The sequence below is a fragment of the Enterocloster lavalensis genome (assembly GCF_046603895.1).
GTDB classification, from domain to species: domain Bacteria; phylum Bacillota; class Clostridia; order Lachnospirales; family Lachnospiraceae; genus Enterocloster; species Enterocloster lavalensis.
The window spans coordinates 3,979,749-3,999,729 of the sequence record NZ_CP176637.1 but is presented as its reverse complement, the minus strand read 5'-3'; the positions used below and the strand labels follow the sequence as shown (position 1 = coordinate 3,999,729).

Below are 19,981 nucleotides of genomic sequence, written 5' to 3'. Positions count from 1 at the left end.
AAACATTTAACCAGGGGACAAGCTTTACATTAATAAGGTTGGAGGTATTTTTATGCCCACACTGCAAATTGTTTTAAACGTGGTACTTGTCATTCTCGTGATCGCCGTCATCATTCTGGCTATCCTCTATTTTATGGGGAACAAACTCCAGAAGCGCCAGGTGGAGCAGCAGGCGCTCATCGATGCGGCCGCCCAGACCGTCTCCCTTCTGGTGATTGACAAGAAGAAAATGAAGATCACGCAGGCCGGACTTCCCAAGATGGTAGTCGACCAGACGCCCAAGTACATGCGTTGGGCCAAGGTGCCGATCGTGAAGGCCAAGATCGGTCCCAAGGTGATGACCCTGATGGCGGACGAGCGCGTTTTCCAGTCCCTTCCGGTCAAGACCGAGGCCAAGGTGGTTATGAGCGGTATCTACATAACTCAGATCAAGAGCGTGCGCGGCGGCGCCGTTCCGGCTCCGGCCAAGAAAAAGGGATTTTTTGCAAGGTTCAAACGGGATAAAAAGAAAAAAGAAGAAAAGAAGTAATGACGGACAGATCAGAAGCTGTCGCAGACACAGGTGGAGACATCTGAGGAAGCGGCAGCTTCTTTTTTTGTTGGCGCTCCAACAATTTACAGATTTTTAACACTAAAGTCTGATAATTTATTAATTATTGTTTACTTCTAGGCAAATTGTATCTATAATAAAGGAACAAAAATGCAGATGGAGGTGTCATTATTATGAAAATAACAGCAGCAGTTGTACGAGAGAAAGGTCAGCCCTTCCAATTTGAGGAGCTGGAGTTGCAGGACCCGCGGGAAGGCGAAGTGATGGTCAAGATCGCCGCCAGCGGGGTCTGCCATACAGATGAGGTCGCGCAGCAGCAGATGATTCCGGTTCCGCTCCCCGCGGTGCTGGGCCACGAGGGCTGCGGAATCGTGGAGAAGGTGGGGCCCGGCGTCACCGAGTTCGAGCCCGGCGATCACGTGGTGTTCTCCTTCGGCTCCTGCGGGCACTGCGACAGCTGCCTGGCCGGGCGGCCCTATGCCTGCGAAAATTTTAACGCGATCAACTTTGGCGGCGTCATGAGCGACGGCACCCGGCGCCTGTCCAAGGACGGACAGGAAGTATCCTCCTTTTTCGGCCAGTCCTCCTTCGCCACCTACTCCGTGGTCCACAAAAACAGCATTATCCGGGTTGATAAGGACCTGGAGCTGGACATCTTAGGCCCCCTGGGCTGCGGAATCCAGACCGGCGCGGGCGCGGTATTAAACCGTCTGAAACCCGTGGCGGGCTCCAGCCTGGTGGTGTTCGGCTGCGGCACAGTGGGAATGAGCGCCATCATGGCGGCGCATTTATGCCCCTGTAAAAACATTATCGCGGTCAGCGGCAACGAGGAGAGCCTGGCCCTGGCCAAAGAACTGGGCGCGACCCACGGCATCAACCGCAAGACCTGCGGCGACGTGGTGGCCGAGATCAAGAAGATCACTGGCGGCGGCGCTGACTACGCCATCGACACCAGCGGCGTGCCGGATATGGTGAAAAAGGCACTGGCCAGCGTGAAATTCCTGGGCACCGCCGTGGTTTTAGGCGTCACCGGCGATCTGACCATCAACGTCCAGGAGGAACTGATGGGCGAGGGCAAGTCCTTAATCGGCATCGTGGAGGGCGATTCCAACCCGAAGCTGTTCATCCCCCAGCTCATTTCCTACTATAAAGAAGGGCGCTTCCCCTTTGACCGTCTGATCCACGTCTATGACTTTAACGACATCAACGAGGCCTTCCACGCCTCACACAGCGGCAAGGTGATCAAAGCCCTGCTGAAAATGAACTAAATAACAGGAGGTAGGTTCTATGGAATATCAGCTGTACATAAATGGAAAATGGAAAAATACGGAAAGTGGTTCCGTGGTAACCGATATCAACCCGGCGGACGGTTCGGCGTACGCCCAGGTTCATTTTGCAGGTCCCGACGAGGTGGAGGAGGCCATCGCAGCGGCGGATCACGCCTGGAAGTCATGGGCTGAGACGCCTGCAGCCGACAAGGAGGCCATTCTCCTGAAGGCCGGGGACTGGATGCAGGAGCATATCGATGAGGTGGCGGGAGTCCTGATGGACGAGAGCGGCTCCGCCTTTGGGAAGGCTTACTTTGAGGCCGGGTTCGCGGTGGACTTGTTCCGGGCCGCGGCCGGAGAGTGCCGCCGGGTGTTCAGCGAAATCCAGCAGCAGGCCCCCGGAGAAATCTCCATGATCCGCAGACTGCCCTTCGGCGTGGTGGCCGGAATCGCCCCCTTCAACTTCCCGCTCCTTCTGGCCTTAAAGAAGGTCGTATACGCCCTGGCCGCCGGCAACACCTTCGTCTTAAAGCCCGCCAGCGCCACTCCGGTGTCCGGCGTGATGATCGCGAAGGCCCTGGACGCCGCCGGTCTGCCCGCGGGCGTCTTTAACCTGGTTCCCGGCTCCGGCGAAGCGGTGGGCAACCGCCTGGTGGAGGACCCCCGGATCAAGATGGTGGCATTCACCGGCTCCACCGCAGTGGGCAAAGGTATCGCCGCCAAAGCTTCCGTGCTGTTTAAAAAGTATTCCCTGGAGATGGGCGGCAAAAACCCGCTGATTCTGCTCAGGGACTTTGACCTGGACCAGGCGGTGCGTATCGCCGGTTTCGGAGCGTTTTTCCACCAGGGTCAAATCTGCATGTGCACCTCCCGCCTGATCGTGGAGGAACCGGTGTACGACGAATTCTGCGAGAAGTTTACGGCCTACGCCGGGACCATGAAGGTGGGCGACCCCCACGCCATGGACACGGTGATTGGCCCCCTGATCAAGAAAGATCAGTGCGATATCATCGACAGCCAGATCGCGGACGCCGTCTCCAAGGGCGCTGTGCTTCTGACCGGCGGAACACACGAGGGGAATTATTACCAGCCCACGGTTTTAAAGGATGTGACGCCGGATATGCGGATCTTCTACGAGGAGAGCTTCGGGCCGGTCACCTCCATCATCAAGGCAAAGGACCCGCAGGATGCGGTAAGGCTCTGCAACGACAACGAGTACGGCCTGTCCTCCTCCCTGCTGACCAACGACCTCTCCAACGCCATGGCCCTGTCCCTTGAGATGGAAGCCGGAATGGTCCACATCAACAACGCCACCGTCTCCGACAACTCCACCGTGGCCTTCGGCGGAGTCAAAAACAGCGGCGTGGGGCGCGAGGGCGGCTCCTACTCCATCGATGAGTTTACCGAGCTGAAATGGATTACGGTGCAGTATACAGCGGCGCAGTTGCCGTTCTAGGATTTAGTTAAATGTAAAACCCGGCACGTGGTAAAAAATGAGCTGTTGCTCTGGCAGAATATCGATCTGCTTTCGCAACGGCTCATTTTAATCAGAATTTTTCCAAAATATCCGGCCGCACAAAGTGTCTCCCCGAAACCTCCAGCTCCACTTTCGGGAACAGATAGGGGCGGCTGACAAACTGCGGCCCATCCGCCGTGCTGATCACCGTGTCCTCACTCTTGGTCCCCGTGATGGACGGGTTCCAGCAAAACGCCTGGTTCTCGGCGATCACACCGTGATGCGAAAAATCAACCCGGTAATCCCTGGGAATATAACCGATAGGACCTCCCTGGTGATGCTTGTCGAACTCGCCGGGGTATCCCAGCTCTTCATAAGCCTTCTGAGCGGCAAGAAGAGGGGTCTGATAGGTCTCTCCCGGCCTGGAAGCCGCAATCATTTCACAGTCGATGCGCACATTGTCCAGATATTGCTTCTTCAGCTCCTGGCTGACCGGAACGAAATTCACGTACCGGGTCAGACAGATCACCAGCCCTTTATACCGCATGTTTCCGCCCATCTGAACCCGCTCCCGGATCTTCTTGTCCGTAGCGATGGCATGACGGTAGCGGTAGATCCGCTCATCTGAACCGCAGAACAGGGACATAATCTCCAGCCCCTCTTCCCGCGCTCTTGCAGCCACGCGGGCCGTGACGGACCACTCCGTCTCCCCCGGCCTGAGTGAAGCCGCCGTCTCCTCCACCAGGCAGGCCACAATGGCTCCGCCCTCCAGATACCGCTCCACCTCCTCAGGCGTCAGGGAGAAGCGCAGCTTCTGGATCTCCTCGTACCGGTTTCCCGGTCCGTAATCCCTGGCAAACGGCAGCTCCCCGCAGATGGAGCGCAGCGTCCGCTCCTCAAACTCCCGGTCATGCCATATCCCGGAGTACAGCGTAAAGCCCATTTCCTCCAGTTTTTCTTCTTCCTGCATTCGCGGCGCTTCAATATTGGTCGTCACGGCATACAGGCCATCTCTGGTCACCAGCAGACCGCAGTTACCCATATCCCCCACAGCCACATAGTTGATACCGCCGCAGGTCAGCCAGGCAAAGTTGTCCTGCCGTTTCATATAGAAGCCATATAATTCTTCCCGCTCAAGCAGGCCCCGCAGCCGCTCAAGCTTTGTGGTAAACTCACGATTTTGTTTCATTGCGCTTTTTCTCCTTCATTTTAGTGCGTAACGCCTCCGTCATGCTCCATACCACAGTGAACACGGATATGATCATCAGAACAGCCGATATGGGCCGTGTAAACAGGACGGTCCAGCTTTGGTGGATCATAAGGGTGCGGTTTAAATTCTGCTCCGCCATGGAGCCCAGAATCAGTCCCAGGATCAGCGGCGGCGCCGGATACTGGAATTTTTTCATGAAGTATCCCAGAATACTGAATGCCAGTGCAAACACGGCATCCCTTGTACTTCCCGCCAGGGAATACGCTCCCAGGAAGCAGAACAACAGGACGGCGGGCATGAGGATCGAACGCGGTATGCTGAGGATCTTGATCCACAGTCTGGTACCCAGTCCGCCCAGAACCAGGATGACAAGCTGCATCACGATAAACGCAAGGAAAAAGGTCTGCATCTCCGTTCCGTACTCCTGGAACAGCGTCGGGCCCGGCTTGATTCCCACCAGCATAAATGCCCCCAGCATGACCGCCGTCACAGCGTCGCCTGGCACGCCCAGCGTGATCAGCGGGATCATAGCGCCGCCCGTAGTGGCATTGTTGGCGCACTCCGAGGCGGCCAGCCCTTCGATAGAACCTTTTCCGTATAAGTCGGGCCGGCGCGCCACCTTTTTGGACAGCTCATAGCCCATAAAGCAGGCAATCGCTCCGCCCGCCCCAGGCGCTATTCCAATGACGATCCCTGTCACCGCAGCCACCAGCATGGGCAGCAATATCATTTTCCACTCTTCAAGGCTCAGCATGAACGAACCGAAATTCTTTTCCTGGCGCGGGGGCTCGCTGCGGTTCGTCACATCGATTAAGACCTGCGCCATTGCGAACAGGCCCACCAGAAGCGGAAGCACACCTACGCCGCCCGAAAGGATGGTCGTACCGAAGGTGAAGCGGGAAGAGCCGGTAATTACATCCACCCCGATACAGCTGAGAAGCAGGCCGACAAAGCCTGAAATCAGTCCCTTGATGAAGTTGCAGCCGGAGCTGGCGATCAGCGTCAGGCCGAACAAAGCCAGGGCGAAGTATTCCGGAGCCTGGAACTTTAAGGCAAACCTGGCCAGAAACGGAGACACAAACATCAGGCAGACCCCCGAAGCGAGGCCGCCGATCACCGAAGCCACCAACGCCACCGTAATGGCTTTTCCCGCTTTTCCCGCCTGCGCCAGCGGATAGCCGTTCAGGGACGTAGCCGCGGCCGATGGCGTTCCGGGCGCCTGGATCAGGATAGCCGGCAGCGAGCCGCCGTACATGGTGCCGCAGAACATTCCCGCCATCACCACCAGCGCCGGAACCATATCCAGCTTGTAAATGAGGGGCAGCAAAAGGATAATACCGGTGGAGCCGGATAATCCGGGAATGGCTCCAATAATAATTCCTCCGATGCAGCCCACCAGCATCATGCCGATTGTGGTCGGATCGGTCAGGCCGGCAAACATCGCCGCAAAATCATAGTTCATCCCCTCACCCCCTTAAAACAAGCTGCCATGGGGCAGCATGACATAGAACACCTTTGTAAACAGATAGTAGGCAACCACGGAAAAGCAAACGCTGATCACAACCATGCGGACCCATTTCCGCTCCCCATATATGAGCATAAACAGAAAAAAGAACAGGGTCGTGGACAATATATATCCCAGAGGCCGGACCAGCACAATATACAGTCCGAAGCTCGCCAGCAGGATTCCCGCCCCCAGCAGGTCCGCCGCCTTTAACACCTGTTTGTCCTGTCCCGGATTTTTGCGGAGCTCCGTATAGGATTTGACAGCCTGCAGCGCGCCCAATATTCCAAGGCATACCGTCACAAACTTTGGAAAGCCGCCGGCTCCCAGCCCGGAGGCTGCCCCCGGAAAACGGGCTGCGCCCGCGTATCCCAATACAGCCAGCGCTACGATGCCGCAGCCTGCATAACAATCCGCTCGATTCGTCATTGAATATCCGCTCCTCCCTGCCGCAGGGCGGAGGCCTTACGGGCCTCCGTCCACACTGTTTGTATAATTAATACTTGTCGCCCAGGCCGTTCTTCTGGATGATCTCTTTGTACATTGCATCCTCAGCCTTTAACGCCTCGGCGTAATCGTCGGTTCCTAAGAACTTCACTTCCATGTTCAGCTCCTTGGCCTGCTTCTGGAACGCCTCGTCCTCGGCAATCTGCTTGAAAATAGCCTCCAGCTGTTTCACGGTCTCCTCAGGCACGCTCTTGTGAATCACAAAACCGCGGTCCTGGTTGTTCACTACATCAAAGCCCAGCTCCTTGGCAGTGGGAACATCCGGGAAGAAGCCGGAACGCTCCTCGGCAAGCAGGCAAAGCATACGCAGATCTCCAGCCTCCACGCTGGTCAGACCTTCCGCGGGAACGTTTACGGAGCAGTCCACCTCGCCGCTCAGGGTTGCCTGTGCAGATGCGGAGCCGCCGTCGTAACCGATATGGTTGGCCTCAATTCCGGTAGCCAGACAGAACTGCAGCGCCGCCAGGTGGTTTCCTCCGCCTGCGCCGGAGTTGCCGATTGTCAGTTTGCCCGGGTTAGCCTTGGCATACTCTACCAGATCGCCCAGAGTCTCAAAGGGCGAATCCGTGCGGACCAGAATATAGGGATTTCCGCTGACCATATTGGCGACCGGCTGGAAATCATCAATTGAATACTTGGTTTCCTGCATGTGCGTCTTAATGGTCTGCGCAGTGGCCCAGCTCAGCAGGTTGTAGCCGTCCGCCTCGTAGCCCATATACTCCGTAACGCCCTGCACGCTGGCGCCGCCCTCCACATTGGAGATCACCAGGGGCTGGCCGTTGGCATAATCCTTAAAGCTGGCCGCAACCGCACGGGCCATCAGATCCTGGCCGCCGCCTACCTTCCATGCCACAACCGCGCTCACCGGACGGTTTGGATAATCGGAGGAGGCTGCCTGGGCCGCCTCGGTCTCTTCCTTGGACTCCGGGGCCTCTGTCTCTGCTTTTGATTCCGGAGCGGCAGTAGCTGCTTCCGTAGGCGCGGCGGTGGTGGGCGCGGGCTGGCCGGAGCCGCCGCAGCCGGCTATCATAGCCGCTGCCAACATACAACTGATTACAACACTCAATCTCTTTCTCATAACTTAATTCTCCCTTCTTTATATAGAAATGTTCTAAAAATAAATCTCTTTCTTTTCCTCGGATGAGCGGTAGGCGGCCCGGATCAGTCTCAGGCTTCGGATCGCCTCTTCTCCGGTCACCAGCGGTTCGCGCCCTTCCTGCAAGGCGGCCACAAAATCCTCATACTGCCTTCTGTGGGACGTGTCCTCAATGGCCGGAGTCTGGTTCAGCCGGTTGGCCATCTCAGGATTCAGCGCAGCCTCAAATTCCGGCTGCGGGCCATCCTGGAAGCAGTAGAACGTCAGATAATCATTACGGATGATCACCGTACCCTTTTCTCCGAATATTGCCAGTTCGGAGTAAAGTCCCGGATAGGAACAGGTCGTCCCTTCGATGGTCCCCAGTGCTCCGCTCTCAAACTCAATGTCCGCCAGGCCGATATCCTCCGTCTCGATCTGCAGATGACCGATGGTACGGCACTTGGCGCTCACACTCTTGGGCGCTCCCATTACCGATAATAGCAGGTCAATATAGTGAATCGACTGGTTCATGAGAGCGCCGCCCCCGTCGTATTTCCAGGTACCGCGCCAGGGATTGGCGTAATACTTGTCATCCCGGTACCAGATGGTGCGGGAAGCCCCCCACAAAAGCCGTCCCATAAGTCCGTCCCGGATCGCCCTCCGCAGCAGGCACATGGGCTCATCAAACCGATGCTGCATAATAATACTCAGTTGTACGCCGTTTTCTTTGCACGCATCGATCATCTCCTGGGCCCGTCCCAGATCCGTATCCATGGGCTTCTCGCACATGACATGCTTTCCCGCCCTGGCGGCAGCCACCGCCAGCTGTGCATGCAGGCCCGACGGCAAGCAGATCGCCACTGCGTCCACTTCCTGATCCGCCAGCATTTGATCGGCGTCTGTGTACCACCGGCATCCGTATTGTTGCGCCAGCTCTTTTGCCGCTGCTTCATCCGTATCCAGAGCGGCCGTCACCCTTGCTCCCCCGATTGCCTGGATCACCCGGGCGTGCAATTTTCCAATAAATCCACAGCCTGCCACTGCAAAATTAACCGTTTTCACAATCCCTGACCTCCTCACCTCGTACTCTCTTGAAATACCACAAAACGATATATTTATTATAATTGTTTTGTTAAAATTTTACCTTGTGATTCATGGGCATTATATTGCAAATCCTGTCTCCCACTGTCAGGCTGGCGCGAAATTTCTTATACATATTTCCCAGTTTTTTTTGACATTTCCACTATTTTTAGGTATTATTGGTTTAAAAGGAAGGAGGATTCGACCATTGCAGATCAAGCGCCAAGCATTTATAACACACACCTACACCATCGATAAGGACTTTCGCGTATTCTTCTACTCAGATACAAACAGCACCCACCTATACACCCATCTGCATGATTTTTTTGAAATGTTTATTCTGATTGCCGGACGAATTCAGTATAAAACCGCCGGAAGCTCCTTCTTTTTGCAGCCAAAGGATATTCTCTTCCTGAACCATCACCAGCCCCATTGCCCGGTTCTCATCGACCACACCCGCCCTTATGAGCGGATCGCGCTGCATGTATCCACCAAAACCCTAGAGCAGCTATCCTCCCCCAGCTTCAACCTCTGTGAGTGCTTCACCCGGGACGTGTTCACGGTGTACCACTATCCCCAGGAAATTTATAATAAGATTTTCGCGCTGATCAACCAGCTGTTCTCCGTGGCCGACGGCGCCAGCCCCGGGGACGAGCTGTTGGGACGGGCCTACCTGACAGAGCTGTTCGTGGAAGTCAATAAATACAATACAAACCCATCTATCTACTCCTTCAACGCGGCCACCACGGATCTGCAGATGCCCGCTATGGTCCGCCAGTTTATACTGGAGCATTTGGACGAGAATATCACCGTTGACATGATCGCCAACTATTTCTTCATGAACAAATACTCCTTCATGCACACCTTCAAACGCTGCTGCGGCGTCAGCACCTATCAGTTTATTCTCCAGCAGCGGCTGGAAGCGGCTATGGAAATGATAAGCAAGGATATCCCTCTTACCACAGTCAGCCAGTCCTGCGGTTTTAACGACTACTCTAATTTCTATCGGTGCTTCCGCCGCTTCTATGGCAAATCCCCCCGGGACGCTGCAGCGTTAGCTGAGACAACCACTAAAAAAATGCCAGGTGGCAGCGACTAAAATTCGCTGCCACCTGGCATTTGCTCCCAATAATCTTTTTATCAGAGTGCATTCAGGCAAAACATGTATCCGCCGTCGGCTTATGGACGGACTGAATATCCAACATAATATTGCAGTCCGAAGCGTGCTGGTAGTTGATGTCCAGCGAATACTCCACGTTGATCTTCAGGCAGTCCTCCTCCTCGTCGATGCGGATCCGGTTCGCCTGGATGCCGATGACCAGATCCCCCAGAGGGGTGTTGTAGCAGGAGAGATTCTTCTTGTTCTTCTCAAACTGCATGTGGGCGCTGGTGATCCCCTTCTTGATGATGTCCACGCTGCCCGGAGACACCTTGATGATGTTCTTCACCGTGCCCTCAAAGCCCTCCATCTGTTCGTCATACATGATGTAGTGCTTGCCGTTCTTCTGGTAATAGTCCCCCCGGGTGACCATCTCCACATCCTCATCGTCGTCATCCAACATCTGTACTCCGCTGATCGTAATCAGTACGTCCTTCGTCATGATTCAAATTCCTTCCTTCGCAACTGTTCAGTGCCCGCGCGGCGTCCGCGCCCGACCGGTCATTCGAAACGCTTTAAACCGTGGGCAATCAGCTTTTCCACCAGTTCTTCCTTGCTCACGCCTCTGGCCTCCCACAGCATGGGGTACATGCTGATGGCCGTAAATCCGGGCAGGGTGTTGATCTCGTTAAACACCACTTCCCCGTCCTCCGTCACAAAGAAGTCCACCCGCGCCAGGCCGTAGCCGTCCACCGCCCGGAATACGGAAACCGCGGTCTGGCGGATCCGCTCTGCGGCATCCCCCGGCAGCTCCGGGTCCGTCACCGTGCGGGACTCCTCGTTGTAATACTTGGCTTCAAAATCGTAGAATTCCGCAGCGGCCAGGATCTCGCCCACGCCGGAGGCCACAACCTCCTCGGCCCCTCCGCCGAACACCGCGCACTCCACTTCCCGGCCCACAATGGCCTCCTCCACCAGAATCTTGCGGTCGTGGCGCGCCGCCTCCAAAAGCCCTGCTTTAAGCTCCTCACGGTTCTCCGCCTTGCTGACGCCTCTGGAGGAACCGGCGTTGGACGGCTTGATGAACACCGGGTAGGAGAAATGCCCCTCGATCCGCTCCGTCACGGCCTCCATATGGTCCAGCTGCTCCCGCGTCACCGGCTCGTACTCCGCCTGGCGCACGCCCAGATTGTCCACGATGATCTTGGTGAACAGTTTATCCATGGAAACCGCGGATGCCAGCACACCACAGCCCACATAGGGGATCTTCGCCAGCTCCAGCAGTCCCTGGACGGTTCCGTCCTCCCCGTACAGCCCGTGTAACACGGGGAACACCACGTCCACGGGTACCCGCTCTGCGGACTCCCCGTCCATCAGGATCACGCACTTTTCGGTGGCGTCCGGCGAGATCACCGCGCTCACGGTTCCATCCCTCCAGCTTCCGCTGCGGATGTCCTCCACACACTCCGTCCTGATCCAACGGCCCTCCTCGGTGATACCGATGAGCAGCAGCTCATATTTCTCCTGATCGATCCGGTCTATGACATTGGCCGCAGACATGCAGGACACAACGTGCTCCGACGACTGCCCGCCGAACAAAACGACTACTCTTATTTTACCCATGATACTCTCCTCATGCTTCGCTTCTATGCAATATATAAATATGTAAATCCGGCTGGGAAAAACACTCCAACACAATATATTCTTCCGCAGTGTTTACATTATACCATATGTGTCAATAATTACAACAGCATTGAATTTGATTTTACCAGACAGCGGTCCTTACAATGTTACTGTTCACAGGCAATATCCCGCGAGGCGTTTTTTGTGAGTGGAGCGCAGCGGAAGTCACAGAAAACCCGAGGATAGCGGCGCGAAACGGCGTTTTTTGCCGTTTCTGTGCATCGCGAAGCGTGTTACTGGGAACGGAGTGTACAGTAACCTTTCCATTTACAGGTGAGCTTTCCCAAAGCCCGCTGCCTGCCAGAGAATATATGGAACATAATAGGAGGAAAATCGTTATGAAATATAAAATCAGCCTGTGCGTCAGCGCACTTTGCTTTTTTACCGCCTTTCTCATCGCCATGTCCGCCAGACAGCAGGGAAATGAAGCCCTCGCGGCCCGAATCGCCCCGGAAATCCTGCGGTTCCACATCCTGGCCAACAGCGACAGCGACGAGGACCAGCAGCTTAAAATGGAGGTAAAGGGGCTGGTGATCAACTATGTCAATGAAAACCTGGGCGGAAACACCACCAAGGAAGAGACCGCCGGATGGCTGATGGAGCACAGGGACGGAATCGAGGAGATGGCCCGGACTTATATCCTTTCCCAGGGAAAGGATTACCCGGTGAAGCTGGAGCTGGCACGGGACTATTTTCCCACCAAAGCTTACGGGGACATGGTGTTTCCCTGCGGTACATACGATGCGGCCCGGATCACCATCGGCAGCGGTCAGGGACACAACTGGTGGTGCGTGCTCTATCCGCCGCTGTGCTACACGGACTCCATGAACGCGGTGGTCCCGGAGCGCTCCAAGGAAACCCTCAAATCCCTGATCCCGGACGAGGACTACGAAGCCCTTCTGCCGGAAAAGGAGCGGACGGACCATAACTCCGGCAAACCCAGGGTGCAGGTCCGCTTCCGTCTGGCCGAACTTTTGGGGCTTGGAAGGGATGCGGGGGATCAATAGGGCGGAGCCGTTAGGCGCGCCACTGCGCAAAACAAACAATATAGGCCGCCGGGGATGCGCTTCCCGGCGGCCTGCCTTTTGACTGTAATGGGACGCTGACTGCGGCCCATCACCTCGCTTATTTCCTCTGACTCTCCAACAGTTCCTCCAACGCCTCGTCGCTGACGTCGATCCAGACGTCCTCCTCCTTGGCGTTCAGGCCCAGATACTGGGCCAGCGTCCTGGGATCATCGCTGTTGTTCCAGATACTGATATATCGGTCGATCTCCTCAAAGGGGATCTCCCCTGCAAGATAACGCTCCTTAAAATTTTTCTCCTCCATCATTTTCTCCCCCGCACCGGCTTCTCCTGTTCCTTCTCCTTAATGTTCCGCGACACCGTGATTTCCTGGTTGTCGATGTGCTCGCGCATGGCAGTCTTAGCCTCCGCGATGTTGCGCCCCTTAAGTGCCGCCAGAATGTGCTCGTGCTCCACTAAAAGCACCTGGCGTTTGTCCTCGTCCTTGATATATTCCAAACGGTAGCGGTACATCTGCTCCCTCAGGTTGTTGAGCATCTGCACCAGCTTGTCGTTGTAGGTTCCCTGATAGATAATGTCGTGGTAGTGCTCGTCCGTCTCTGCGATGGGCATGGCCACGCCCCGGGAAATGGCGCTGCTGAAGGCCGCCTGGGCCTGTTCCAGCTGGGCCAGCTCCTCCTCGGTCATGCGCTGGCATGCCAGCTCGATGGCCAGCTCCTCCAGGGAACGCCGCACCTCCAGCACGTCCCGCAGGCTCTTCTCCGAAATTTTGGCGACCTCCGCTCCCTTGCGGGGAATCATCAGCACCAGTCCCTCCAGCTCCAGCTTGCGGATGGCCTCCCGGATGGGCGTGCGGCTCACTCCCAGCTTCTCGGCCAGCTGAATCTCCATCAGCCGCTCCCCGGGGGCCAGCTCGCCCTTTAAAATCGCCTGGCGCAGGGTGTTGAACACCACGTCGCGCAGCGGAAGATATTCGTTCATATTCACTTTAAAATTGTTCTCCATCACCTTGGCCTCCTGTATTCAATCTCGTTTCACGTTGTAAAATCCGGTCAGATAAACCTGTTTTGCCAGTTTGGCGTATTTTCCGAAACGCAGCGCCTCATAGGCCGCCTCAGCCGCCCGCGGGTTGGTAAACAGTCCGAACACGGTGGGGCCGCTGCCGCTCATCATGGCGTTTTCCGCCCCACACTCCAGCATGGCCTGCTCGATCTGGCCGATCACCGGGTATCTCCCGGCCGTGACCAGCTCCAGCACATTTCCGAATTTCCCTGCCACGCGGTGGAGATCCTTTTCCCGGATCGCGCGGATCATGCCGTCGATATCCGGGTGCTGCTCCGGCTTTAACTCCATGGCGTCCAATGCCTCGTAGACCACCTTGGTGGACACGCTGATCCCCGGCTTGGCGATCAGCACCTGGCACTGCGGAACGGGCGGAAGCGCCGTCAGCTTCTCGCCGATTCCCTCGGAGAGGGCCGTCCCCCGCATCAGGCAGTAGGGAATATCCGCCCCCAGCGTCACGCCCCGCTCCATCAGCGCCCTGACGCCCAGCCCTAAGCCGAACATCTTGTTCACGCCGAACAGCACGGAGGCGGCATCCGTGCTGCCCCCCGCCATACCCGCGGACACGGGGATAAACTTGCGCAGGTGCATGGAAACTCCCTCCCGGATGCCGAACTCGTCCATCAGAAGCTTGGCGGCCCGGTACGCCAGATTCTGCTCATTGGTCGGCAGGTAGTACAGATTGGTCTCCAGGCGGATGCCCGGCTCCCTTGTGCGGTACAGGTCGATGCTGTCGTGGAGGCGCACCGTCTGCATGATCATGCGCACCTCGTGATAGCCGTCCTCGCGCCGCCCCAGCACATCCAGCCCCAGATTGATCTTCCCGTAGGCCTTCAGCCGCAAATGTGTAATCATTCCGTTCACATTCCCTTCTCTGTTTGTAATACCGCTGCGGTCTGTCTATCTGCCGCCGCGGACAAAATGTTGAAACTGCACCGTCCGCCCTGGGCGGAACCGGAACAATCTGGAAATTGTATTTTGTATGTATTCCTGTTTTTATTATACATTATATTGTATACATTACTTTCGCAGAAATAGCAAGTGGAAAATTCAAGTTACCGGAGATTTTAGCGGGAAACTAACGGACGGGGACGCCTGGGTGCCTAAATTCCGGGGTATGGACGGGGACGCCGGGTTCTGATCTGCCCCGCCGGGTTGCCCAAATTCTGGGCCGTAGACTACCCCGCCGCCCCTTTCATTCAAAAACTCCCCTGCGGCATATCACCGCAGGGGATATCTGATTTCTCATTCCGCGTTATTTCTCTGCGTCCTCGCCCTTCAGGCTCCGGATCGCGGCCAGGGTTTCCTCGTCCTCATCCTCAAACAGCGGTCTCATACCGTTGCCCCGCTCCGTGTCCTCCTTGGGCATGTAGCGCTTGAAGATCGACGCGAGGAAATAGGAGTTGACAAAGGCCACAAGCGGCATGCCGAACAGCATCATAAGCAGCGCGGCCTGGGGCATGTAGAACAGAGCCATATAAGAGCCGAAAGCGATCAGCACATCCGTGGCCAGAATGCCGATGGTCTGGATCAGGTGGCGGATGGACATGAAAAACGCATTGAACAGCGTCCGTTTCACCGGGTTGTAGAACCGCGCCTGGAGCGGGAACACATAGGTGAAAATAAACGAGAGAATCAGCAGAAAGCCGCCGAAAATCGCCATCATCACCGTCTTTACATTGCCGCTCAAATTCATCTGTCCGGTGGTGAAGAACCAAAAGTCAAAGGCCAGCACCGCGCCAGCCGCCAGCAGAATCAGCCAAATGGCCGTGGCCTGCTTAAAATTGCTCTTAAAGGAGCGGAAAAAGGACTTGATCGTGGAATCCTCCTCGTCCCGGACCATTTTCAGCGTCACATAATATACGGCCGTGGTGGAGGCCCCGATGGTAAAAATGGGGATGGAGCAGACGATCCAGAGTACGTTTAAAATGATCAGATCGCCCAGCTTGCCGATAAATCTCCACACCGGATTGTCGTAGTTAAATAGTCCCTGCAGCATAGTATGTCCTCTACTTTCTCAGTCAGTGTTAAAATAATCGTTTATACCTTACCACCAGCCCCAGGCTGATGATCCGCAATACGCTTCCCTGCTTCTGCCATGTCGTAAACCGGCAGGTTGATGGCTGGAGATACGTTTCCTCAATTATGCCATGTCACCAACCGGAAAGTTGATGACAAGAGAGGCGTTTCCTCAATTATATCAAACTACCGGCAAATTGCAAAGTACCAGTTCCATTTCGCGCTGTGGCGGACTGCCGGTAGACTGCGGGCAGACTACCGGCGGATTGCGGGCGGACTACCGCGGAGTACAGTCGGACTGCCGCCACATTTTATAAAAATTTATGGAACGCTGCGGTGAAATTGTGATATGATAGGACATGCACGGGAAATATCATCAAAAGAGGAGAATGTCCATGTCTTGGAAAGAGAAAGCTTCTATAGAAAAAGAGAAATTAAAACAGATGAGCGCCAGGGACAAAATCTGGTACATCTGGGAATATTATAAGTTTCATCTGGCCGCTCTGGCGGTGGTGATCTGCCTGATCAGCGTGATCGGCAACGCCCTTTACCGCCAGAGCTTTACCACCCGCCTGTCCATCGCCGTGATCAACGACCGCTCCGGGGACACCAGCAGCATGGGCCCGCTGGAGGCGGACCTGCGCCAGGTCCTGGGCTGCGGCAAAAAGGATATCATCGAGATCAACACCGGCCTGATGGCCACCTACGGCGACAATGTCACAGAGTTCGGCTACGCCACCATGGCGAAAATCAGCGCCCTGGTCGCCAGCAGGGGCCTGGACGTGGTCATAGCGGACCGGGATTCCATCGACCACTATGCCGGGGTCGACGCCTTCGCGGACTTAAGCGAACTGCTCCCGGCTGACTTGTACGCCACGCTGGCAGGCGAAATGTATAGCGCAGCCGGTTCCGAAGGTCAGATGATCCCCGCCGCCGTCTCCCTGGAGGGAACCCGCTTCTATGAGATCACCGGAATCGTCATGGATCCGCCTTATCTGGCGGTGATTGACGGCTCTCCGCGTAAAGAAGCAGCGGTTCAGATGATCCGCTATCTGTTTCCATAAATTCGCCGCCCGGGGTCAGCGGCTTCATACCAAGGCGTTCCGCCAGACGGCGGGATGCCTTGTTTTCATTTGCGATCATGGCGCAGGCGCGGCAGGACAGCACCTGGCGGGTGTAGTCCAGAATCTCCCGGCAGGCTTCCAAAGCGTAGCCTTTCCGCCGGTACGGCCGGAAAATATGATAGCCCAGCTCCAGAAACGCCTGGCCCGGGCAGCACCCGGCGATGTGTGCGTTCAGGCGCTGTTCCAGCGCCTCCGGCAGGCGCGGCTGGCTCACCCCGGCCAGGCCTGCCAGATGGCCGCTGTCCCGTTCCAGGATGGCCCAGGTGCCGTACTCGTAGAATCCGTACTGTCCCCCGATGTAGGCCCGCAGCATTTCCGGGTCCCCGAACATGGCTTCCCCGGCCTTAAGCTCCGAAACGGGAATGGCCTCTCTGTCCCCCATGGTCAGCTCCCGGATCAGCAGGTGCTCCGTCACTCCGATGGTCCAGGGAAGGCCCAGATGCCGCCGCAGCACCAGACCGGCCAGCTCCTCGGTGACGAACTCCCAGCCGGGAACGATATACCGGGCCGCGGGCAGGGACCCCCCGCCCGCTTTCTGCTCCACGCCAATAATGGCCCTGCCAGCGGCTTTCGCCGCCAGCAGGGCCTCCGGTTCATCCGATATGACGATTGTGCGGCGCAAACCGTCCACACAGATCTCCATCTCCTTTACCATAGATCAATCAGCACTTCTCCGGCTCCGGATAGTCCACGCCGAAGGTCTCCACGGTGATGGAGCTGATCTTCTGGGGTGTCATGGGGCGGTCGTTGTAGTCCGTCTGCACGCAGGCGATCTTGTCCACCACGTCCAGGCCCTCGGTCACCTTGCCGAAAGCAGCGTAAGCGCCGTCCAGATGGGGGGAGTTCTTGTGCATGATGAAGAACTGGGAACCTGCGGAGTTGGGCATCATGGAACGGGCCATGGACAGCACGCCCGGGGTATGCTTCAGATCGTTCTTAATGCCGTTCTGGCTGAACTCACCCTTGATTCCGTAGCCGGGGCCGCCCATGCCGTTGCCGTCGGGGCAGCCGCCCTGGATCATAAAGCCGCGGATCACGCGGTGGAAGATCAGGCCGTTATAGAATCCCTTATTGACCAGGCTGATAAAGTTGTTTACCGTGTTGGGCGCGATCTCCGGGTAGAGCTCTGCCTTCATCACGTCTCCATTTTCCATTGTAATTGTAACAATCGGGTTGCTCATATGCGATTCTCCTTCTGCTTGAGGCCGGAAAACCGGCTCTTTTTTGTCTTTTTAAACTATAGCAAATATTACCGGGTTTGTCCAGCCGGTTCCTGCTTTCCCTCAGAGTGGGCTGCGCGGGGCCGGAGACTGCGCTTCTTCCCACAGCTCGGGCAGAACAGGGAATCGCTGTCCAGCCTGGCGCCGCACCCGGTACAAAAACGGCTTCCCGTAGGGGCGTGTAGCCGGGACACAGGCGGCACCTGCCGCGATCCAGCAGCCGCCTCCGTTCTCCTTCTCCCCATTTCCACCATTTCCTTTTCCACCCTTTGGTTCAAGAAAAACAGCAGCCGGACCGCCATTCCAAAAACCGCCAGAAATGCGATCAAAAACAAAACGCCCAATCTCCGGCCGTTTGCCACCGTCGCATAACCCATATAGACAAGGCCCATTACTTCCGCTGCCGCAGCCGGACCGGCGTACCGGGAACGGCACAGGGTCAAAAGCAGCAGTACCGCCTCCATGGCCAGCAGCACCTGCAGCATGATCCGCGTCTCCATCCACCCAGACCGCACGCGGTACAGCATGAGCAGCATGAGAACGGCCTGCCCCAGAACATACGGTGCTTCCGCCGCAGACGGCCCCTGCCGGTGGCTGTAGTCCCAAAGCGCCGTTCCGATCCCCCGCGACATCTCACAGGCCCTGCCGTACACGGCGGTGGCAAAAGCGGCTATGTACAGCGCCGCAGCTACATAAGCACCATATCTTGGGTGCACGATTCCCATTGCCGAAGGCGGGTAAAACAGGGCGTTTATTTTATAGAATCCCACCGCGCCTACCGCCAACAGCATGTCCAGGGCGGTTATGGCGCAAAGCGTGCGAAACGGCGCTTTTCTGGCCGCCAGAACCGCCATCCCTGCCAGGGACATCGCGGAGATAAAGGTCAGCGCCACCGCTCCCCACTCGTATTCCCGTTTAATCTCAAACACCACGGTCCGCCGGATCAACTCGAATCCACTGTAAGCGGAATCCCCACAGGAGGCCATGTTCAGTACCAGGGAAACCTCGCACAGTACCAACAGCAACCGCAGCAGGTTTTTAAGCAGGGGATCCATCCGCCTTGCGGAATTCTGCGAAACCGAACGGCCCAGCCGCTCCGCGATTTTATTTGGCGACAGAAGGCCGCACACCCTGTCAATTCCCAGACCCAGTTCTCTCATCTGATTCTCCATCCTCTCTCATCTACTGTTTGATTTATTTCTACTATATAGGTCCCATTTCAATCGCCTTTGGTTTTATTTTTTAAAACTATTTTTAAAATTCCTGATTCCGCCAGTGCCCGCCCTGCGGCAGTGTCCCGTAGCACAAAAAAGGCGGCCAGAGAAGCAAACAAATGCTCCTCCGGCCACCGGTTATACCACAGCCTCCGGTTACACCTCAGCCGTCGGTTCCGTTCCGCCCCTGCGATTTACCGCGTCTTTCTTTCCATCAGTTCTGCGATCTTATCCAACTTATATTTTCCCCATCCGGCCCGGATATCGTCCAACTGTGACAACAGCGCCTTGAGCTCCGGCGATTTTCCCTCCTTGTAATCGGCCTTCATCTGTTTTTTCAGCTGTCCGTATTCCATCATCGGATACATCAGGCCGTCCCCTAACATGTCTCCATACAGGGATTCCATCATGCCGCGGCCTTCCTTCGCCTTTTTGTTAAAACTCAACGGATGCGCTTTCAGGGAAATGAACTCGAAGAGCACCGGGAACTGGGGATTTCTAGTAAAAAATACAACCTCCAGCGTTTCCGACATCATCCCCACATCCACCTGGAAATATGTAATCAGATAAATCTCGTCCAGGGAAACCACAACTCCTTCCAGTCCCAGGGAAGCCAGACCCCGCTCGAAAATCCTCACATTTCCCACATCCACAGCCGTCACCTGATCCAGTCCCTCCAACAGTGCTGCCCGCCGCTGCAGAAATGGCACCAGCTCCGTATCATAGTATGGGACCCTCCCATCCCAGCGGCAGTACCTGGCGATCCCGTCCAGCTGCAGCTCCTTGCAGCACTCGCTGCAAATCGCAGTCTTCCCGCCGTCCTCATTGTAAAATGTAGTCGGCATCCGCTCTTCTCTCCCACAAATCCCGCACGCTTTTTTC

At 56.3% G+C, this 19,981-nt stretch carries 21 protein-coding genes; 6 read left to right on the top strand and 15 right to left on the bottom strand.

Annotation, left to right across the window (positions count from 1 at the left end; all coding sequences use genetic code 11):
- The first annotated feature begins 52 nt into the window (after nucleotides 1-52).
- The 3 genes from ACK2JC_RS17910 (at nucleotide 53) to ACK2JC_RS17900 (ending at nucleotide 3,274) form a co-directional block, all read left to right on the top strand.
- Complete coding sequence (locus tag ACK2JC_RS17910; RefSeq protein ID WP_007717203.1) at nucleotides 53-529, top strand: hypothetical protein; 477 nt, start codon at nucleotides 53-55, stop codon at nucleotides 527-529.
- 194 nt (nucleotides 530-723) lie between these two features.
- The gene (locus tag ACK2JC_RS17905) at nucleotides 724-1,818 is read left to right on the top strand and encodes an NAD(P)-dependent alcohol dehydrogenase (RefSeq protein ID WP_092368271.1); all 1,095 of its coding nucleotides are present in this window, start codon (nucleotides 724-726) and stop codon (nucleotides 1,816-1,818) included.
- A 19-nt stretch (nucleotides 1,819-1,837) separates the two neighbouring features.
- On the top strand, nucleotides 1,838-3,274 hold the full coding sequence (locus ACK2JC_RS17900; RefSeq protein WP_368271356.1) for an aldehyde dehydrogenase family protein: 1,437 nt from the start codon (nucleotides 1,838-1,840) through the stop codon (nucleotides 3,272-3,274).
- Between the two features lie 91 nt (nucleotides 3,275-3,365).
- On the opposite strand, the gene ACK2JC_RS17895 is transcribed toward ACK2JC_RS17900, so the two are convergent.
- The 5 genes from ACK2JC_RS17895 to ACK2JC_RS17875 all read right to left on the bottom strand — a co-directional run bounded on the left by ACK2JC_RS17895 (nucleotide 3,366) and on the right by ACK2JC_RS17875 (nucleotide 8,635).
- Nucleotides 3,366-4,463 carry a M24 family metallopeptidase gene (locus ACK2JC_RS17895; protein WP_107434295.1) on the bottom strand — a complete coding sequence of 366 codons (1,098 nt, stop codon included), beginning with the start codon at nucleotides 4,461-4,463 and terminating at the stop codon, nucleotides 3,366-3,368.
- Nucleotides 4,447-5,946 (bottom strand): tripartite tricarboxylate transporter permease, encoded by a 1,500-nt coding sequence (locus tag ACK2JC_RS17890; RefSeq protein WP_107434294.1) that lies wholly within the window; start codon nucleotides 5,944-5,946, stop codon nucleotides 4,447-4,449. Before ACK2JC_RS17890 ends, ACK2JC_RS17895 begins: the two co-directional genes overlap by 17 nt.
- A gap of 12 nt (nucleotides 5,947-5,958) precedes the next feature.
- Complete coding sequence (locus ACK2JC_RS17885; protein WP_107434293.1) at nucleotides 5,959-6,417, bottom strand: tripartite tricarboxylate transporter TctB family protein; 459 nt, start codon at nucleotides 6,415-6,417, stop codon at nucleotides 5,959-5,961.
- Nucleotides 6,418-6,484: 67 nt separating this feature from the next.
- The gene (locus ACK2JC_RS17880; RefSeq protein WP_146153720.1) at nucleotides 6,485-7,573 is read right to left on the bottom strand and encodes a tripartite tricarboxylate transporter substrate binding protein; all 1,089 of its coding nucleotides are present in this window, start codon (nucleotides 7,571-7,573) and stop codon (nucleotides 6,485-6,487) included.
- A 33-nt stretch (nucleotides 7,574-7,606) separates the two neighbouring features.
- Entirely contained in the window at nucleotides 7,607-8,635 is a 1,029-nt protein-coding gene (locus ACK2JC_RS17875) for a Gfo/Idh/MocA family protein (protein WP_166434352.1), read from the bottom strand.
- A gap of 226 nt (nucleotides 8,636-8,861) precedes the next feature.
- On the opposite strand from ACK2JC_RS17875, the gene ACK2JC_RS17870 reads away from it, so the two are divergent.
- Nucleotides 8,862-9,752, top strand: a complete 891-nt coding sequence (locus ACK2JC_RS17870) for an AraC family transcriptional regulator (protein WP_166434351.1) — start codon at nucleotides 8,862-8,864, stop codon at nucleotides 9,750-9,752.
- Between the two features lie 52 nt (nucleotides 9,753-9,804).
- Here the strand turns inward: ACK2JC_RS17870 and ACK2JC_RS17865 are convergent, their stop codons facing one another.
- Together ACK2JC_RS17865 and ACK2JC_RS17860 are read right to left on the bottom strand one after the other, a co-directional pair.
- On the bottom strand, nucleotides 9,805-10,254 hold the full coding sequence (locus tag ACK2JC_RS17865) for a DUF1934 domain-containing protein (RefSeq protein WP_107434289.1): 450 nt from the start codon (nucleotides 10,252-10,254) through the stop codon (nucleotides 9,805-9,807).
- A gap of 59 nt (nucleotides 10,255-10,313) precedes the next feature.
- Nucleotides 10,314-11,375 carry a D-alanine--D-alanine ligase family protein gene (locus ACK2JC_RS17860; RefSeq protein WP_320938098.1) on the bottom strand — a complete coding sequence of 354 codons (1,062 nt, stop codon included), beginning with the start codon at nucleotides 11,373-11,375 and terminating at the stop codon, nucleotides 10,314-10,316.
- A 398-nt stretch (nucleotides 11,376-11,773) separates the two neighbouring features.
- On the opposite strand from ACK2JC_RS17860, the gene spoIIR reads away from it, so the two are divergent.
- Complete coding sequence (gene spoIIR / locus ACK2JC_RS17855; RefSeq protein WP_320938099.1) at nucleotides 11,774-12,442, top strand: stage II sporulation protein R; 669 nt, start codon at nucleotides 11,774-11,776, stop codon at nucleotides 12,440-12,442.
- A 118-nt stretch (nucleotides 12,443-12,560) separates the two neighbouring features.
- On the opposite strand, the gene ACK2JC_RS17850 is transcribed toward spoIIR, so the two are convergent.
- The 4 genes from ACK2JC_RS17850 to ACK2JC_RS17835 all read right to left on the bottom strand — a co-directional run bounded on the left by ACK2JC_RS17850 (nucleotide 12,561) and on the right by ACK2JC_RS17835 (nucleotide 15,521).
- Nucleotides 12,561-12,764 carry a hypothetical protein gene (locus tag ACK2JC_RS17850; RefSeq protein ID WP_024736268.1) on the bottom strand — a complete coding sequence of 68 codons (204 nt, stop codon included), beginning with the start codon at nucleotides 12,762-12,764 and terminating at the stop codon, nucleotides 12,561-12,563.
- Entirely contained in the window at nucleotides 12,764-13,465 is a 702-nt protein-coding gene (locus ACK2JC_RS17845) for a GntR family transcriptional regulator (protein WP_007717240.1), read from the bottom strand. The genes ACK2JC_RS17850 and ACK2JC_RS17845 overlap by 1 nt, the downstream gene beginning before the upstream one ends.
- 18 nt (nucleotides 13,466-13,483) lie before the next feature.
- Nucleotides 13,484-14,377, bottom strand: coding sequence for a 4-(cytidine 5'-diphospho)-2-C-methyl-D-erythritol kinase (ispE, locus tag ACK2JC_RS17840; protein ID WP_092368306.1), 894 nt, complete (start codon nucleotides 14,375-14,377; stop codon nucleotides 13,484-13,486).
- Nucleotides 14,378-14,777: 400 nt separating this feature from the next.
- Complete coding sequence (locus ACK2JC_RS17835) at nucleotides 14,778-15,521, bottom strand: YesL family protein (RefSeq protein ID WP_007717243.1); 744 nt, start codon at nucleotides 15,519-15,521, stop codon at nucleotides 14,778-14,780.
- A 415-nt stretch (nucleotides 15,522-15,936) separates the two neighbouring features.
- On the opposite strand from ACK2JC_RS17835, the gene ACK2JC_RS17830 reads away from it, so the two are divergent.
- Nucleotides 15,937-16,605, top strand: a complete 669-nt coding sequence (locus ACK2JC_RS17830; protein WP_320938100.1) for a hypothetical protein — start codon at nucleotides 15,937-15,939, stop codon at nucleotides 16,603-16,605.
- Here ACK2JC_RS17830 and ACK2JC_RS17825 read toward each other — a convergent pair.
- The 4 genes from ACK2JC_RS17825 to ACK2JC_RS17810 all read right to left on the bottom strand — a co-directional run bounded on the left by ACK2JC_RS17825 (nucleotide 16,520) and on the right by ACK2JC_RS17810 (nucleotide 19,944).
- Complete coding sequence (locus ACK2JC_RS17825) at nucleotides 16,520-17,320, bottom strand: GNAT family N-acetyltransferase (protein WP_320938101.1); 801 nt, start codon at nucleotides 17,318-17,320, stop codon at nucleotides 16,520-16,522. The two genes, ACK2JC_RS17830 and ACK2JC_RS17825, sit on opposite strands and share 86 nt — an antisense overlap.
- 7 nt (nucleotides 17,321-17,327) lie before the next feature.
- Nucleotides 17,328-17,846, bottom strand: a complete 519-nt coding sequence (locus ACK2JC_RS17820) for a peptidylprolyl isomerase (RefSeq protein WP_024736272.1) — start codon at nucleotides 17,844-17,846, stop codon at nucleotides 17,328-17,330.
- A gap of 68 nt (nucleotides 17,847-17,914) precedes the next feature.
- Nucleotides 17,915-19,045 (bottom strand): zinc ribbon domain-containing protein, encoded by a 1,131-nt coding sequence (locus tag ACK2JC_RS17815; protein WP_320938102.1) that lies wholly within the window; start codon nucleotides 19,043-19,045, stop codon nucleotides 17,915-17,917.
- Nucleotides 19,046-19,293: 248 nt separating this feature from the next.
- A complete protein-coding gene (locus ACK2JC_RS17810; protein ID WP_320938103.1) occupies nucleotides 19,294-19,944 on the bottom strand; it encodes a hypothetical protein in 651 nt (216 codons plus the stop codon).
- Between the last annotated feature and the right edge of the window lie 37 nt (nucleotides 19,945-19,981).